16 protein-coding genes are annotated in these 16,142 nt (G+C 59.3%); 8 read left to right on the forward strand and 8 right to left on the reverse strand.

The genetic code is table 11. The features are described 5' to 3' along the window. Positions 1–17 precede the first annotated feature (17 nt). Positions 18–1,232 carry a phosphoserine phosphatase SerB gene (serB, locus tag HU754_RS03625; RefSeq protein ID WP_093430160.1) on the forward strand — a complete coding sequence of 405 codons (1,215 nt, stop codon included), beginning with the start codon at positions 18–20 and terminating at the stop codon, positions 1,230–1,232. Positions 1,233–1,351: 119 nt separating this feature from the next. Here the strand turns inward: serB and HU754_RS03630 are convergent, their stop codons facing one another. Beyond that, complete coding sequence (locus tag HU754_RS03630) at positions 1,352–3,106, reverse strand: cyclic-di-GMP receptor FimW-related protein (RefSeq protein ID WP_186621167.1); 1,755 nt, start codon at positions 3,104–3,106, stop codon at positions 1,352–1,354. A gap of 220 nt (positions 3,107–3,326) precedes the next feature. On the opposite strand from HU754_RS03630, the gene HU754_RS03635 reads away from it, so the two are divergent. Beyond that, entirely contained in the window at positions 3,327–3,728 is a 402-nt protein-coding gene (locus HU754_RS03635; RefSeq protein WP_093430162.1) for a lectin OAA family protein, read from the forward strand. 69 nt (positions 3,729–3,797) lie between these two features. Here the strand turns inward: HU754_RS03635 and asd are convergent, their stop codons facing one another. The 3 genes from asd to HU754_RS03650 are packed head-to-tail and all read right to left on the reverse strand — an operon-like array spanning position 3,798 to position 7,073. Continuing rightward, positions 3,798–4,658: an archaetidylserine decarboxylase gene (gene asd / locus HU754_RS03640; protein ID WP_186621165.1), complete on the reverse strand. Its 861-nt coding sequence runs from the start codon at positions 4,656–4,658 to the stop codon at positions 3,798–3,800. A gap of 18 nt (positions 4,659–4,676) precedes the next feature. Further along, positions 4,677–5,492, reverse strand: coding sequence for a thiosulfate sulfurtransferase (gene rhdA / locus HU754_RS03645; protein ID WP_186621164.1), 816 nt, complete (start codon positions 5,490–5,492; stop codon positions 4,677–4,679). A gap of 42 nt (positions 5,493–5,534) precedes the next feature. Continuing rightward, positions 5,535–7,073, reverse strand: a complete 1,539-nt coding sequence (locus tag HU754_RS03650; RefSeq protein WP_186621162.1) for an HDOD domain-containing protein — start codon at positions 7,071–7,073, stop codon at positions 5,535–5,537. A 166-nt stretch (positions 7,074–7,239) separates the two neighbouring features. On the opposite strand from HU754_RS03650, the gene motA reads away from it, so the two are divergent. The 3 genes from motA to HU754_RS03665 all read left to right on the forward strand — a co-directional run bounded on the left by motA (position 7,240) and on the right by HU754_RS03665 (position 10,425). After that, positions 7,240–8,091, forward strand: a complete 852-nt coding sequence (motA, locus tag HU754_RS03655) for a flagellar motor stator protein MotA (RefSeq protein ID WP_007952169.1) — start codon at positions 7,240–7,242, stop codon at positions 8,089–8,091. 3 nt (positions 8,092–8,094) lie between these two features. Beyond that, positions 8,095–9,171, forward strand: coding sequence for a flagellar motor protein MotB (gene motB, locus HU754_RS03660; RefSeq protein WP_186621160.1), 1,077 nt, complete (start codon positions 8,095–8,097; stop codon positions 9,169–9,171). A gap of 90 nt (positions 9,172–9,261) precedes the next feature. Further along, positions 9,262–10,425 carry a sterol desaturase family protein gene (locus tag HU754_RS03665; protein ID WP_099757833.1) on the forward strand — a complete coding sequence of 388 codons (1,164 nt, stop codon included), beginning with the start codon at positions 9,262–9,264 and terminating at the stop codon, positions 10,423–10,425. 43 nt (positions 10,426–10,468) lie between these two features. Here the strand turns inward: HU754_RS03665 and HU754_RS03670 are convergent, their stop codons facing one another. The 4 genes from HU754_RS03670 to rsgA form a co-directional block, all read right to left on the reverse strand. Next, positions 10,469–10,954, reverse strand: a complete 486-nt coding sequence (locus HU754_RS03670; RefSeq protein ID WP_099757834.1) for a toll/interleukin-1 receptor domain-containing protein — start codon at positions 10,952–10,954, stop codon at positions 10,469–10,471. Continuing rightward, the gene (locus HU754_RS03675; protein WP_099757835.1) at positions 10,954–11,913 is read right to left on the reverse strand and encodes a caspase family protein; all 960 of its coding nucleotides are present in this window, start codon (positions 11,911–11,913) and stop codon (positions 10,954–10,956) included. The genes HU754_RS03670 and HU754_RS03675 overlap by 1 nt, the downstream gene beginning before the upstream one ends. Before the next feature lie 2 nt (positions 11,914–11,915). Continuing rightward, positions 11,916–12,323 carry a TIR domain-containing protein gene (locus tag HU754_RS03680; protein WP_093430170.1) on the reverse strand — a complete coding sequence of 136 codons (408 nt, stop codon included), beginning with the start codon at positions 12,321–12,323 and terminating at the stop codon, positions 11,916–11,918. A 212-nt stretch (positions 12,324–12,535) separates the two neighbouring features. Then, positions 12,536–13,567, reverse strand: coding sequence for a small ribosomal subunit biogenesis GTPase RsgA (gene rsgA / locus HU754_RS03685; RefSeq protein ID WP_016985702.1), 1,032 nt, complete (start codon positions 13,565–13,567; stop codon positions 12,536–12,538). Between the two features lie 107 nt (positions 13,568–13,674). Here rsgA and orn point away from each other — a divergent pair, with 107 nt between their 5' ends. The 3 genes from orn (at position 13,675) to HU754_RS03700 (ending at position 16,128) form a co-directional block, all read left to right on the forward strand. Continuing rightward, positions 13,675–14,217 (forward strand): oligoribonuclease, encoded by a 543-nt coding sequence (gene orn, locus HU754_RS03690; RefSeq protein ID WP_003221098.1) that lies wholly within the window; start codon positions 13,675–13,677, stop codon positions 14,215–14,217. 92 nt (positions 14,218–14,309) lie between these two features. After that, the gene (locus tag HU754_RS03695; RefSeq protein ID WP_093430171.1) at positions 14,310–14,921 is read left to right on the forward strand and encodes a trimeric intracellular cation channel family protein; all 612 of its coding nucleotides are present in this window, start codon (positions 14,310–14,312) and stop codon (positions 14,919–14,921) included. A 175-nt stretch (positions 14,922–15,096) separates the two neighbouring features. Further along, the gene (locus HU754_RS03700; protein ID WP_186621158.1) at positions 15,097–16,128 is read left to right on the forward strand and encodes a hypothetical protein; all 1,032 of its coding nucleotides are present in this window, start codon (positions 15,097–15,099) and stop codon (positions 16,126–16,128) included. Positions 16,129–16,142: the final 14 nt, after the last annotated feature.

Below are 16,142 nucleotides of genomic sequence, written 5' to 3' on the forward strand. Positions count from 1 at the left end.
AGTTGCGGGGGTGCGCGTTGCGCGAAATCGTCCTGATTAACATCACGGGAGTCGACCGTCCGGGTCTGACTGCGGCCATTACCGGCGTTCTGGCACAAGGTGGTGTGAACATTCTCGACATCGGTCAGGCGGTGATCCACGACACCCTGTCGTTCGGCATCCTGGTTGAAATCCCCGATTCCGAGCAAGGCAAGTCGGTGCTCAAGGACATCCTGTTCAAGGGCTACGAGCTCGACCAGCAGGTACGCTTTACGCCGGTGTCCGAAGAGGATTACCAACAATGGGTGGGTAATCAGGGCAAGAAGCGTCACATCGTCACCCTGTTGACCCGCAAAGTGACCGCTGGCCAATTGCAGGCTGTCAGCTCGATCACCGCCAAATATGGCCTGAATATCGATCACATCGACCGTCTGTCGGGTCGCATGCCACTGGACACGCCAGCGGACAAGGGCAAGGGCTGCATCGAGTTCTCCGTGCGTGGCGAAGCCGCCGATCCACAGGCGCTGCGTGCCGAATTCCTCAGCGTTGCCCAAGCGCTGAACGTCGACATCGCCTTCCAGGAAGATTCGCTGTTCCGGCGCAACCGTCGTCTGGCGGTGTTCGACATGGACTCGACGCTGATCGAGGCCGAGGTCATTGACGAGCTGGCCAAGGCTGCCGGCGTGGGCGAGCAGGTGTCCGAAATCACTGAGCGGGCCATGGCCGGCGAGCTGGATTTCCGCGCCAGTTTCAAAGAGCGTCTGGCCTTGCTCAAAGGTCTGGATGTCAGCGTGCTGGACTCGATCGGCGCTTCGCTGCGTCTGACCGAAGGCGCCGAAACGCTGTTCGCTGAACTCAAGCGTCTGGGCTACAAGACCGCGATCCTGTCCGGTGGCTTCACCTATTTCGCCAAGCAATTGCAGGCCAAACTCGGCATCGACTATGTGTTTGCCAACGAACTGGAAGTGGTCGATGGCAAGTGTACCGGCGTGGCGATCGAGCCGATCGTCGACGCGCAGCGCAAGGCTGATTTGCTCAAAGAGCTGGCACACAAGGAAGGTTTGCGTCTGGAGCAGACCATCGCGGTCGGCGACGGTGCGAATGACCTGCCGATGCTGGCGATTGCCGGTTTGGGCGTAGCGTTCCGTGCCAAGCCGTTGGTTAAGCAGTCGGCGAAGCAGGCGATTTCGACGTTGGGGCTGGATGGCGTGTTGTATCTGCTGGGTTTCCGTGATCGCGACGGGCAGCTCTGAGATCTCTATCGCCTGACTTGGCCTCTTCGCGAGCAGGCTCGCTCCCACAGTTGAAATGTATTCCAATGTGGGAGCGAGCCTGCTCGCGAAGGTTGCGCCGCCGATCCATCGGCGGGCACTTAAAGCGACTTCCACAACGAATCAAAATCCTCTTCGCTCCCGGCATTGCGCGCGGTTTCCAGCGAACGATAGGCGAACTGATTGAAACTGTGCGTACTCGCCACCCGTCGATCCAGCCCGGCGCGGTGTTCTTCGCCTTGGGTGTTGATCAGCACTTTACTGCCTTCCTGAAACGGCAAGCGCGGCGCCAGCAAGGTTGCCGGCAAATCTATCGCACTGATCTCCGGTAACAATAATCCGCGCAGATACTGACTGTGATCGTCCCGTGAGCGCACCAGTTGCAGGCCGCAAGGCTGGGCATGTGGCGCCACCAGCTCAATGCCCATTTGCGTGCCGCCGCCGCGCACCTGGCGGATCCAGCGAATGACCGCAATGCTCCAGCCCAGACTGACACTGTCCTGAATGCCGAGCATTTCCCCGGCCTGCAGCTCGGCGGGCACTTCATTTGGCCACGCCAGGCAATATCCACCGGGGCTGTGATTGATCACCGGCAGGGCATGGGTCGGGTAATGGGGCGTACTGTCCGTGCCGCTTTCATCCTCGAGCAAATGGTCGTACTGGATTTCCTCGTAAGGCAAAAATTCATCAGTTTTGCTTTGCGGTGCGGCGTCGAAAGCCTGGCTCCAACTGTCCTTTTCACCTTTGGCGACGGCACTGCTGAAATTCGCCGAGCGCGTTCCGGGGTGTTTGAGCAGCTCGCTGAAACTGCGCTCGCCACCCAGATAAAAGTGCAGGGCGCTCATGCCCACGCACACGGTCAGATGGCCTTGGCCGACGGTGCGCTGAAAGCTGCGCTCGGCGGCTTGTCCCCAGGTGGCATGCAGGTGTTGCAGGGTGTCGAAGCTGAGCCCGGGCGGAACGGGCAGCGGCGTCGATGCGGGCTGATGCTGCAAATGCGCTTCGATGGCGTTCACCAGCGGCTGCGGATCGAAGCCGAGCAATCCGGCCTGTTCTTCGCTGCGAAACATGTTGCGGTAGCGCGGGCCGGCATCGATCGCCGGGCTGATCGCAAACAGGCCTTCGCTTGAACGACCGGGATGCAATTTGAGCAGGGTGCTCCACGGTTCGAGTACTTCAGCCAATCGGGCGATCTGGTTCTGCCGCAATTGATTGCAGCGGGCACTGCCCAGGAGCAGGGCGGCGATGTAAGTCTGTTCAAGCGTGAGTTCGGTGGTGAGGCTGGCGAGATCGTCGTGGACCCGGCGCTGTTGCAGTTGCAGTTCGCAGGCGATGCGATACAACTGATGCAGTTCGAACCACACCTGCTCCGGTGCCGCGCTGTACAGTTGCGTCGCACGCAGCAGTTGACCCTTGAGAGCATGGGCCGCCCGTTGCAGGGCCGTGCTGACCAATATCGCGCGATCCTTGCTGTACTTCGGCGCAATCCGCAACACGATCTGTTTGTAGCCGACGGCCAGATGGCTTTGCAGCGCCTGGCACAAATTGCTGATCTTGCGTGAACGCTCGTCGAGCATGATCGCCTGATGCAGGAAGTGCCGTTCCAGATGCTGGCAGACGAAATACACTTCGGGTCGCAGCAGCTCCAGCAGGTTGAGGCGATTGTCACTGGGGGTGAGCAATTGATTGAGTTCGCCCAGGCCTTGATACAGCAGGCGGGCGGTTTCACCGATGTTGGCCTTGGGCAGGCCGGCGATCCAGCGCTTGAGGTCGCGCGGCGTTGCTTCGCAAAACGACAGACGCGTTTGCGTCGGGGTCGGGGCGCTCAGGGAGGGTTGGGGACGAGACTCACTCATGCCTTGACGGGCTCCGGCGGCGGAAGGGGCAATGCCCAAAACTCTAGCAGCTGTGGTCTGTTTCGCTGGGTAGCGTCAGACTTTTTGACCGCTGGTCTGCTGGCCGGATGCCATTCCCCAAGCCCTACTAGTCTCTCAGACGTGCGATCGGAAACGCACGGTTGCACGGCCTGCCGTCAACCTCGGGCAGGTCTCCCGAAACTTCAAGGAGATGAGGTTCATGTCTAAATATGCAGTGGCAAATCAATGGGGTGGCAGTTCGGCGCCGTGGCATCCGGGTGGAACCTGGGTACTCGGCGGGCGGGACAACCAGAATGTCGTCGCGATCGAGATCAAGTCGCGCGATGACGGTAAAACGTTCACCGGCACCATGACCTATGCCGGGGAAGGTCCCATTGGCTTCAAAGCGCAACGCACCGGTCAGAACCAGTACAACGTCGAGAATCAGTGGGGTGGCAATGATGCCCCATGGCATCCGGGCGGCAAGTGGGTGATTGGCGGCCGGGACAATCAGAACGTTATCGCGTTGAGCGTCACGTCCAGTGATGGAGGGAAAAACCTCAGTGGCACCAATACCTATGCCAACGAAGGCCCGATCGGCTTCCGTGGGCAAATAGAGTAACGGCACCACCGAGTTGTCTCCGCCCATTCGCAGACGTGCGAACGGGCGGATCAGTGGCTCACATCATGTTCAGGCTTTTGGCAGTGCCAGGCCTTGGCCCATCTGCACTGGCGAACCCGCCACCAGTTCTTCAGCCCATTTCACCTGATCCGGCCCGAACAGTACGATCGCGGTCGAACCCAGCTTGAAGCGCCCAAGTTCAGCACCTTTTTCCAGATGGATCGGCGCACGGGCGGCTTCGTCGTAGCGGAAGGTTTTCAGCTCGCGCTTCGGTGGGGTGACCAGGCCGGCCCACACGGTTTCGATCGAAGCGACGATCATCGCACCCACCAGCACCACGGCCATCGGCCCACGCTCGGTGTCGAAAATGCACGCCACGCGCTCGTTGCGGGCGAACAGTTCCGGAACGTTTTCTGCGGTGGTCTGGTTGACCGAGAAGATCCGGCCCGGGATGTAGACCATTTCGCGCAGGGTGCCGGCCAGCGGCATGTGCACGCGGTGGTAGTCCTTAGGCGACAGGTAAATGGTGGCGAAGTCGCCGCCCATGAACGGTGCAGCGTTAGCCGCATCACCGCCGAGCAGTTCCAGCACGCTGAAGCTGTGGCCCTTGGCCTGGAACACGCGACCGTGTTCGATCGGGCCAAGCTGGCTGACCGCACCGTCGGCCGGGCTGAGGATCGCGCCCGGGGTTTCGTCCAGTGGACGCGCACCTTCTTTCAAGGCCCGGGTGAAGAAGGCGTTGAAGTGCTCGTAGGCAGTGAGGTCTTCGACCAGCGCTTGCGACATGTCCACCTGGTAGCGCTTGGCGAACCATTGGGTGAAGGCATTCTTGAACCAGCGCACGCGGCATTCGGCAATGCAGCCGGCCAGACGCGATAGCAGGTGATGAGGCAGCAGGTACTGGCTGAGGATAAACAGACGCTCTTTCATTAGTTGTCCTTAAAAACCTTAAATCTCGACTGGCGTGTCAGGGTGGTTGCCCCATTCGCCCCAGGAACCGGCGTAGCCCTTGACCCGCGGATAACCGAGGGATTTGGCCACCAGATAAGTGAAGCCCGACCGGTGATGGGTCTGGCAGTGGGTAATGATTTCTTTGTCCTTGGTGATCCCGAGGTTTTCGAGGATCTGCGGCATGTCTGTGCGAATGCGCAACTGGCGGGCCTTGTCCATGCCGGCCGTCCATTCGAAATTGACCGCGCCGGGGATGTGCCCAGCCTTGGCGGCCAGCACTTTCTCACCGGAATACTCCAGCGGCCCGCGCGCATCCCAGATCGCCAGATCGGCAGCACCGAGGCGGCTTTGCAGGTATTCACGGGTCGCGGTCGGTTCTTCATGCAGGGTCAATGGCACAGGGCGGCCCACTGCAGGCGGAACCTGGATCGACATCGGCATGCCGGCCGCCAGCCACGCCGGCAGACCGCCGTCAACGTAGTGATATTTGTCGTGACCGATCACGTCGAGCAGCCAGATGAAACGCCCGGCCCAACCGCCGCCTTCGTCGTCATAGACCACGTAGACCGCATCTTTGCGATGGCCCAGTTCACCGAACAACGCTTCCAGGTCGCCTTTGGCCGGCAACAAGCCCGGCGCCGGTGGCTGGCCAAGCTGGGTGCGTTTCGGGTCGACAAAGCGTGCGCCGGGAAAGTGACCTTCGGCATAACGGGCAGGGCTGGTCAGGTCCACCAGAATCAGTTCAGGGGAATCGAGACGCGGGAGCAGGTCGCTCGCCTCGATGACGAGCGGCAAGCCAGAGAAGTCAGACATGTGAGGTCTCCAGAGCACAAAGGGGAGGATTGTAGCGCAGCCTCATCGGCCGCGGCTGCTAAAGCTGTGCAGGGCTTTTTCGATGCACTGTGCGGTTTTGCCAAAGGCTTGCACGGTGATATCGGCGAACGGCCCGCCGCCCTGGTCGGCGACGACAATCATGATCACCCGGCCGTTATTGACCAGGGAACGCAGGAGCAGATGCTCGCCACGAAACAGGGTGCGCAGGCTCGCTGGCAGCAGAGCGGAGAACTGAGCGTTGTTCTCGGGATTGATCCGCACCTGCGCCTGTTGCGCGAGCAGCCGTTGCAAGACCTTGCTCTGGCTGACGACGAAATTCAGCGCCGCCGCTTCTTTCGGCAGCCCGGTGGTTTGATTCACGCGCAGATTGGACTGTGTGCGATCGGCCATCAGGATCATCACCCGGCGCATGCCGCTGGCAACCAGCGCATCGCGAGCGGCGACGGTCAGGCTCATGGCATTGGTGAAGCGGCTTGGCTCGGCCAATAGCTCGGCGCATTGCTGGCGCCATTGCGTCAGATCTTCCGAGGTTGGCGCAGCTGCGGGCAGCATGCCGGCTGGCAAACGATGGGTGCCCCATGGCCACAGCAACGAAACCGCCGGATGCCACAGGTCGGGCATCGCATGATGGCGCGCGCTGTTGGCGGCTTGCTGGTGCAACTGTTGTTGCACTTCATCCATGGAAATCTGCAGATAAAGGCTGGTCAGGTACTGCCAGCGTTCGCTGTGCGGACTGTCCCACGCCTGTTGCGCCGACAGTGCCAGGCCGTTGGCCAGCAGCACGGTGTTGGCCGGCTGGTTGAGCCAGCGGCGCAGGGTCGGGTCGTCATCGAGGCGGTTTTGCTGGCGCAACGGATGTTCGCTGTCGCGGGCGATGCGCAGCACTTTGACCAGTTCGCGCTGTTCACTCAGCAGCAGCTTATAACCCTGCTGCACCCAGATCGGCAGGTGCCAGACTTGCACCAGCGCCTCGGCGATTTTCAGCAGGCGTGCGCCGAACAATTGCTTTTCAACCACGCGCGCCGATTCGCCCTTGTGGATAACCCGCAGTTCCCATTCTTCGAGCAATTGCGGATAAGTCAGCGCCAATGGCCACAGCGGCGACAAAAACAACAGGCTGCCCCAATGAATGTCCTGCCACAGCCGCGCCAGGCGACTGGCGAAAAAACCGTTGGCCTGTTGCGTCGCGTGCTGGCTGATCATCTGCAATTGGCGCAGGGCTTTGGGGATTTGCATCTGCGGTTCAGCCGGCAGGCGCGCGAGCAATTCTTCAGTCCGCGCCAGGCCGAGACGGTTGATCGCCACCTCGAGATTTTCCGCCGGTGCGGCCATGGTGCCGTGGGTGTGACGATTCGCCTCACGGATGATGCTCAAGGCCAGTGCCGGGCTGTCCTGCATCAGGTCGGCGATGTCGCGCAGCGAGCTGCGATTGTCGCGGATCGCCCGACAGACTTTGTCGTGAGCCTCTTGCGGCACGGGCAGCCGGACGCTGTCGAGCAGCTTGACCCAGCCGTCGAGCGTGGTCGGTTTTGCGTGTGGGACGTTCGTTTCATTAGCCATGTCTGGACGGGATCTTCACTGACTGTAGACGCGCCCGGCATGGGCTAAATTGGCTTTTCGCCTGAACTGGCTATAGTCTGGCGCAGTTTTGCCGATAAGTAGAAGAAGAGATTTTTTAACTTCCGAATATGACCTTGAACCCGACTTAAATAAGTACTTTCTACCTATGGCTAAAATTATCGGCATCATCGTCGTATTCGCGAGCGTGCTCGGCGGATACGTGCTCTCCCACGGCAAGATTGCCGCCCTGATCCAGCCCTTCGAGGTGATGATCATCGGTGGTGCGGCACTGGGTGCATTCCTCCAGGCCAACCCCGGTTACATGACGATGCACGTGCTCAAGAAATCCTTGAGCATGTTCAGTTCGCGCTTCAGCCACACGTTCTATCTGGAAGTGCTCGGGCTGATCTACGAGATCCTCAACAAGAGCCGCCGCGAAGGCATGATGGCCATCGAAGGCGACATCGAAGATGCCGCCGCGAGCCCGATCTTCGCCAAGTACCCGGCGGTGCTCAAAGACGAGCGCATGACCGCGTTCATCTGCGATTACCTGCGCATCATGTCGTCCGGCAACATGGCGCCGCACGAGCTGGAAGGCTTGTTCGACATGGAACTGTACAGCCTGAAAGAAGACCTCGAACATCCGTCTCATGCGGTGAACGGCATCGCCGATGCCATGCCGGGTTTCGGTATCGTCGCGGCGGTACTCGGTATCGTGGTGACCATGGCCTCGCTGGGTGAAGGCGATCAGAAGTCCATCGGCCTGCACGTCGGTGCGGCACTGGTCGGTACCTTCTTCGGTATTCTCGCAGCGTACGGTTTCTTCGGCCCATTGGCGCATTCCCTGGCCCACGATGCCAAGGAAGAGCTGAACGTCTACGAAGCCATCAAGGCCTCGCTGGTGGCTTCGGCTTCCGGCATGCCGCCGTCGCTGGCGGTCGAGTTCGGTCGCAAGGTGCTGTACCCGGCCCACCGTCCAAGCTTTGCCGAGCTGGAACAAGCCGTTCGCGGTCGCTAAGTCATGGAAAATAATCAGCCGATTATCATCAAGCGCGTCAAGCGCATAGCCGGCGGGCATCACGGCGGGGCGTGGAAAATCGCCTTCGCCGACTTCGCCACGGCGATGATGGCGTTCTTCCTGGTGTTGTGGCTGCTGTCCACCGCCACGCCCGAGCAGAAGATCGCCATCGCCGGTTACTTCAAAGACCCGGTCGGCTTTTCCGAAAGCGGCACGCCGTACATCATCGACCTGGGCGGCACGCCGACCCTGGCGCCGGAAAACACCCTCAACCCGGAAGTGAAGTCGCAGCCGCAACCGGACAAGGTCACGGTCGACACCGAGCAGGTTGAAGGCATGGCCGAACAGGTCGAGAAGGAACGCCTCGAACTGCTCCTGCAAGAACTGCAGAACAAGGTCGACGAGAACCCGCAACTGCAGAAGTTCAAGGACCAGATTCTCTTCGAAATCACGCCGAACGGCTTGCGCATCCAGATCATGGACGCCGAGAACCGGCCGATGTTCGACTCCGGTTCTGCACGCCTGAAGCCGTACTTCGAAGACATCCTGCTGGCCATGGCCGACACCATCAAAGCGGTGCCGAACAAGATCAGCATCAGCGGCCACACTGATGCCAAGCCTTATATCGGTACCGGTGATTACGGTAACTGGGAGCTATCGGCCAACCGTGCCAACGCTGCCCGGCGTGCCTTGGTTGCCGGTAGCTATCCGGATGCGCAAGTGGCGCGGGTAGTGGGTTACGCCTCGTCGGCATTGTTCGACAAGGAAAACCCGTTCAACCCGGTCAACCGCCGCATCGATATTGTCGTACTGACCAAGAAGGCCCAGGCGGCCATCGAAGGTGCGCAAGGTGCCGACGCGGCTAAACCGGCGGATCAGAGTCAGAACGGCAACGCGCCGGCGACACCGGTTGATCCGAACGCGCTGCCGGCGGATCAGCAACCGGTGCCGGCGCACGAGCTTCGCGAGCGGTTGAATCTGTTCGACGACGCCGCACCGAAACCGGCCGAGCCGGGGAGTGCGCCGCCTGCTCCAGCTGCTCCGCCAGTCACTGCACCGGCTCCCACGCCCAAGCAGTGATTCACAAAAAGCCACGGTCACCGTGGCTTTTTTGTTTCTGCCTGCGTCGCAATGAGCAGTCGCAGTATTCGCAATCACGGAAGATCAGTTATGGAAAGACTCAAAGCCTATTTTCAGCGGCACGGCAACGCACCCTTCAAGTTTGGTGAGGGGCGGGTCAGTGGCTATATATCAGCCACCCTTGGGCTGTTGAGCCTGTTGGCGGTACTCTGCTTTCTCTTCCCGGAATGGCTGACCACGGCTGAACTGCGCAAGGTCTATGACGAGCAATTTGCGCGCACCACGCTGTTGCTCGGTCTGGTGCTGTCGTTCAGCCTCGGCACCCTGAATATCCTGCTCAACACGCGCAAACGTCTGGGGATTACCGGATTGGTGGCGTCGGGGCTGGCAGTGTTTCTGGGCGGTACCAATGTCCAGGTCAGCGCGATCGGGCAGACGCCGTACTCGCTCGGCCTGGACTGGTTTGTGCTGGCGCTGCTGGTGTCGGCCATCGTGTTCATTCCTCTGGAAAAGCTCTACTCCAAGGACCCCGAGCAAAACATCCTGCGCCCGCACTGGCGCACCGACCTGACCTACTTTTTCGTCAGCCACATGCTGGTGCAGTTCATCCTGATCTTCATCACCGCCTCGTCGAGTTACATCGCCGGCTGGGCGGTGTCGCCGGGCTTGCAAGCGAGCGTGCAAAGCCTGCCGCTCGTTGTGCAGTTTCTGCTGGCGATACTGGTCGCCGATCTCGGTCAGTACTGGCTGCACCGGCTCTACCATGTAGTGCCATGGCTGTGGCGCATTCACGCGGTGCATCACTCCAGTACGCACATGGACTGGCTCGCCGGCTCCCGCGTGCACTTCATTGAAATCCTGCTGACCCGCACTGGCGTGCTGGTGCCATTGATGCTGCTGGGCTTCGCGCCGCAAGCGTTGAATGCCTATGTAATCCTGGTCGGTGTTCAAGCGGTACTGGCCCACGCCAACGTGCGAATCAACGGCGGCTGGCTGAACTACCTGATCGTGCTGCCGCGCTATCACCATTGGCACCACGCCCGGCACAAGGACTACATCTACAAAAACTACGCGATCCACACGCCGCTGGTGGATATGCTCTTCGGTACGTTCAAGCTGCCGCCAAAGGAATGGCCGGTGCGTTATGGCGTGTTTGGCAAGGAGCTGCCAGGCGGGATTGTGCGTCAGCACCTGTATGCGTTTCGCAAGCCTGAGCCAAAGGTAGTTGTGCCAAAACCGCCGGCCAGCGTGTGAGGCAAAAAAAAGCCGCGAGATGATCGCGGCTTTTTTACGTCTGTCAGAACCCGCGCCGAATCCGGTTCTTCAGTTGTTCGTGGAAAATCTCGGCGTTGCGCTTATAGGCGCCGCTAAAGGATTCATTGCTCGAATCCAGCGTCATCGAGCGTTTATTCGACACTTCCTCGCGATACGCGTCGATAAAAAAATTCAGATCACTGTCCGTGCTCAGCTTCGGCCACTTATCCAGATACAGCGGCAGCTCCGTCGGCCCGGTCTTGAACGAGCAGATCCGCCGGTTGCTGATGGTCGCTTCGCCAATTTCGAACGGCACCCACCACGATAACGCAGTCTTTTCCGAGACCACTGCCAGCAGGTGCGTGCATTCGGTGATGTTGCGGGTGATGACCCCAGTGATGTCGTCGGTGGTCTGCGACTCGGGGTCGAGCACGTCGAGGTAGGTTTTGATGTTGGCCTGGATCAGGCGGCTATTGATGGCGATGGCGTGGGCGCGATCCATGTGGCGGTAGCTGATGAATACGGGCATCAGAAGTGTCCTTTTATGGCGAGTTCGCGGTAGTAGGCGCCGAGGGCGGTGAGGCGGCAGCCGGTGGAGTTGATGGCGGCGTAGTACATGTGTTCGGCGTCCACGGGCTCGATCAGGCTGTGGCGATTGCACATTTGCAGTTGCTTGAAGATGTCGCCGTGCTCGGGGTTGAACAGCGCTTCGGTGGGCTCGTAGCTGGGGTCGAGTCTGAAAACGAAGCTCGGTTCCGGGAACCAGTCCTTGAGTTTGCGCAGGGTTTCTTCGGCGATCAGCGGCGCGACCTCGCGTAGCGGCACAAACTGCGAGACATTGGTCTTGAATACCGGACGCTGTTCCCAGGCTCCCAGCGCATTGTCGACAAACGAATAGACGCTACCGGGGGTGACCTTGCCGAGTACGTTGGCAGCGCCACCATGCAGCGCTTGCAGCAACAGATCCGTAAATACCCCGTGACCGCGGCTTTCCAGGGCGTACTGTTCTTTTTTGCAGGCGGTGAGAATGGTCACGCCTTCGCCGATCACACTGCTGCCGCCGCGCAGGTTGCGCAGGGCGCCTGCTGCACCGGCCTGGCAGCAATCGAGAATGATGATTTTATTCTTGATGTGCGGGGCCTTGTCCGCCCATTCCAGAATGTCGCTGATGCGGATACCGTCTCCGCCAGGCTGATAGTCCTGGGGAATCAGTAGTCCTTCGTCGATGCTGGTGTCGAACTGCCCATGACCGGCGAAGTACAGCAGTGCCACGTCACAGTCGCCTGAGAACAGGCTCTGGATCTGCTGTTTCATGAGTTTGAGCGTTAGTTGTTCTTCGGCCGACGTCAGCACTTTGCTGCTGAAGTTCGGGCGCCCGTTGGCGTGACGCTCCAATACCGAAGCCATGGCCATTGCGTCGTTGTTACAACCGCTCAACGGTGAGACGTAGTCGTAGTGGTTGATGCCGATAAACAGTCCCTTGCGCATGATCACACCGCCGTATGCAGGCGAATCGCGCTGACGATGCTATTGGTGTTCCACGCGCATTCGGCGTGTGCCGCGTCACGTACCACGGCGGAAATGCGCTCGGCGCCGAATGGCTTGATCGCGATGATCACCTTGCCCATGCGTTTGGCGATCTCGATTTCCTTGTTGATCCACTTGCTGTAGGTCGAATACATCCCGGCCATGATTAGTACCGCCGAGCAGGGGCGAATCTTGTTTTCGATGGCTTCTTCGAGCTGCTTGTCGGTCTGCGCGCCCATGATCGGGTTATGTGGCGGCACGGAAAAATTCTTGAAACTGAAATCCGGCCTGGCGCCGAGCAGGCGTACCAGATTGTCGTGAGCGTGGGCGTAGTTCCACGAATGGCTGATGAACAGGTGATAGGTCTGCATGGGGTTCCTCGAAGGTCGCGAAGGTGCGAAGGAGGACCCCAATCTAGGCATCTGGAGCTTGCCTACAAGGGCTGGGCGGTGAAAGAGAAATGTCCTGCAAGCAGGCGTGTGCGGGCCTGTAAGAAAAGTCTGGCGTTTAACGGAATCGGGGGGTTGTCAGGCGCAGTCCGACATCCGGCAGCCCTCGGGCGAGGTACTGCCGGTGCAGATGTTTAGTAGCCGTTTTCCGGCAGGCTGGCGATGATCGAGCGGTAGCTGTTCATCCGCTGCTGCTGCACGCGGCCATCTTCCAGCGCCTTGAGCAGTGCACAACCGGGTTCGCGGTCGTGTTTGCAGTCGCGAAAGCGGCAGGTGCCGAGCAGGTCATTGAACTCGATGAAACCGGCTTCAACATCGGCGCGGCTGACGTGACCCAAGCCGAATTCGCGGATACCCGGGGAGTCGATCAACTCACCGCCGCCAGGGAAGTGGAACAGGCGCGCAGTGGTCGTCGTGTGCGTACCCTGACCGGACAACTCGGACAACGGCCCGACACGGGTTTCCACTTCAGGCAGCAAGCTGTTGACCAGCGATGACTTGCCGACACCGGACTGGCCGACGAACACGCTGATGCGGCCGTCGAGCTGCTGTTGCAGTTGTTCCATGCCGTTGCCGTGGTGCGCCGACACTTCCAGCACCGGATAACCGAGAGTGCGGTACACCGCCAGCAGCGCATTCAGTGCTGGGGCGTTCTGCTCGTCGATCAAGTCGAATTTGTTCAACAGCAGCAGCGGCCGGATGCCAGCGTGTTCGGCGGCAACCAGATAGCGGTCGATCAGGTTGGCATGCGGCTCGGGCAGCGGCGCGAAGACGATGACGATCATGTCGACGTTGGCGGCTACCGGTTTGAGCTGGCCACGGCTGTCCGGGCGGCACAGTTCGGTGGTGCGCGGCAGTTGCGCAACAATCACCCCGATGCCCTGATTGCCGGCACGCCAGACGACTGTGTCGCCGGTTACCAGCGCAGGCAGGTTGGCGCGCAAGTGGCAGCGGAACACCTGGCCGGCCTGATCACCGTCAACGGCCTCGACCTCGACCTGTACACCGAAGTGGGCAATCACCAGGCCGGTCTGTTCCGGGCCCAGGTCGCCGCCCTCAAGGGCTTCGACAGCCGAGGACTCGCGTTTGGCGGCGCGTGCAGCGCGCTCGCCCTGAATCTTTTCGATGCGCCAGTTTTGACGACGATTGAGTTGGCGTTTGGCCATGGGTGTTCCGTCTGAAGAATGCAGCGATTAGGTAAAACGGCCGCGAGTTTAGCACGCCCGGCCACCGGCCTAGGCTAAACTGCGCAGCATTGCCTAGGAGCCGACATATGCAAAACCCGCAGAACCTGATCTGGATCGACCTGGAAATGACCGGTCTGGATCCGGAAAACGACGTCATCATCGAGATGGCCACCATCGTCACCGACAGTGATCTGAACACCTTGGCCGAAGGCCCGGTGATCGCTATCCACCACAGTGACGAAGTGCTCGCGCGTATGGACGAGTGGAACACCCGCACCCACGGCAACTCCGGCCTGACCCAGCGCGTGCGTGACAGCCGAATCAGCATGGCCGAAGCCGAAGCTGAAACCATCGCCTTCCTGGAAAAATGGGTACCGAAGGGCAAGTCGCCGATCTGTGGCAACAGCATCTGTCAGGATCGCCGCTTCCTTTATACCCACATGAAAGCGCTGGAAAGCTATTTCCACTATCGCAACCTCGACGTCTCCACGCTCAAGGAACTGGCCGCGCGCTGGGCACCGGACGTACGTGACAGCTTCAAGAAGGGCAGCACGCACCTCGCGCTGGACGATATCCGTGAGTCGATCGCCGAGTTGCAGCACTACCGCAAGCATTTCATCAAGTTCTGATGCCTGGCGATGGGGGCGGGCATTGCGATTGCCCCCTTTTGGTGCCGCACTGAAATGGCTAGACTGCGCGCCTTCCTGCCTGGATCGCCACCATGTTGCTGATGCTCTATCTGATCGCCATCACCGCTGAAGCCATGACTGGCGCCCTGTCTGCCGGGCGGCGCGGCATGGACTGGTTTGGCGTGGTACTGATCGCCTGCGTAACAGCCTTGGGCGGTGGCTCGGTGCGCGATGTGCTGCTCGGGCATTATCCGCTGACCTGGGTTAAACACCCGGAATACCTGGTGCTGACTTCGGTAGCAGCAATGTTCACCGTGTTCACCGCGCGCTGGATGCGCCACTTGCGTTCGCTGTTCCTGGTACTCGACGCCGTCGGTCTGGTGGCGTTCACCCTGATTGGCTGCATGACCGCACTGGAAATGGGCCACGGCATGCTGGTGGCGTCGGTCAGCGGCGTGATCACGGGGGTGTTCGGTGGCATCTTGCGCGATATTTTCTGCAACGACATTCCGCTGATCTTTCGCCGCGAACTGTATGCGAGCGTCTCCTTCGCCGCAGCATGGTGCTACATGCTGTGTCTTTATCTGAATGTGCCCGGTGAACAAGCCATTCTGATTACGCTGTTCGGCGGGTTCTTGTTACGTCTGCTGGCCATCCGTTTTCATTGGGAAATGCCCAAGTTTGTTTATAACGACGAGCCTTGAAGCTTGTCGCCGGAAAACAGTTGTTTGCCAGATAAAAGTCTGTAAGCCGCTAGAGGTTTGCAAGTGTATGTTTCTTACATTTTTCGCTTTGCTGTTTATTTGAAAGGTCTGTAATTTTTTTGTTGGCATATTTTCGATGTCGACATTTAAATATCACTCTTCGAAGGAACACGTCATGAGCGAAAGCATGGATGCTACACACGATCAGCAAACTACTGCGCCTATTCTTGCAGGACTTGCCATTATGAAGGTCAAGTTTGATGCGAGCGACAATACTCGCAGCAAGTCGCTGTTTGGTAATGGCCGGATGCAGGTGAAAGTACAAGTTCTGGTTTCCGGGGTAGACGCCAACGGCAATGCCATGCATGTGCCTGCAGATGTAATGGAAAGCATCGAACTGATTCACTACAGCACTGGCAAGACGTTGCGCGACGGCTGGGCCGCAAGCACCGATCAAGGGCGGTTTACGATTGAGGCACGACCTTCAAACACCGCCGGAGACGCTCCCGACAACGATCCGGAAAATGACAGTGTCCATCCGCAGGTCCGAACGTTTTGGGTATCCTCATCGAGCGCCGGGACGACCCAGATTGGTGCGCGCCTGTCGCTGAACGGTGAGAGGATTCTCAGTAATGGAACGACACTTTCCAGTGTTCATGACAGTAGTGTAACCATCGAAGCACAACCTCCATCGGCGTATTCCATCGAAGAATTTCGCTGGTATCAAACCCGGCGCGGCGATGAATTGCCCGGCAATCGAATCTGGAGCCATCGTCTTGGGCTCTATCCGCGAGGGCAGCAGATCAAGCTGGTCGATTGGGTTGTAGACGGAGTAGGAGAAGGCGTTGACCATAAGTTTGCGGGGGGTAACAGACTTAATGAAATAAAAACCAATTATATGGAGGTCATTCTTGTTCGCCCTGAAAAACAAAGTGTGACTGTGATCTTGCCGGCTAACGGAGATCCTTTTGTATACACCTTTTTTCCGGACGCCCATACATGGGGTCGAGAACATTATGATGTGAAGATTCAGAGCGATGGCGAGCTAACTGTCGTGCAAGCCCTGTCCGAATACTCGGAAGCCGGTAAAGGTTCCAAGTACGGAAACAAGCTTCACTTTCTTGCCATTGATGAACACGGTACGGAGCATAGGCTGGCGATTCGCGTAAACTTTTACGAGCGAAATTTATATCTGGAACGAGGCTAAGACTCACCTTCGCT

The organism is Pseudomonas zeae (genome assembly GCF_014268485.2).
Lineage (GTDB): Bacteria > Pseudomonadota > Gammaproteobacteria > Pseudomonadales > Pseudomonadaceae > Aquipseudomonas > Aquipseudomonas neuropathica.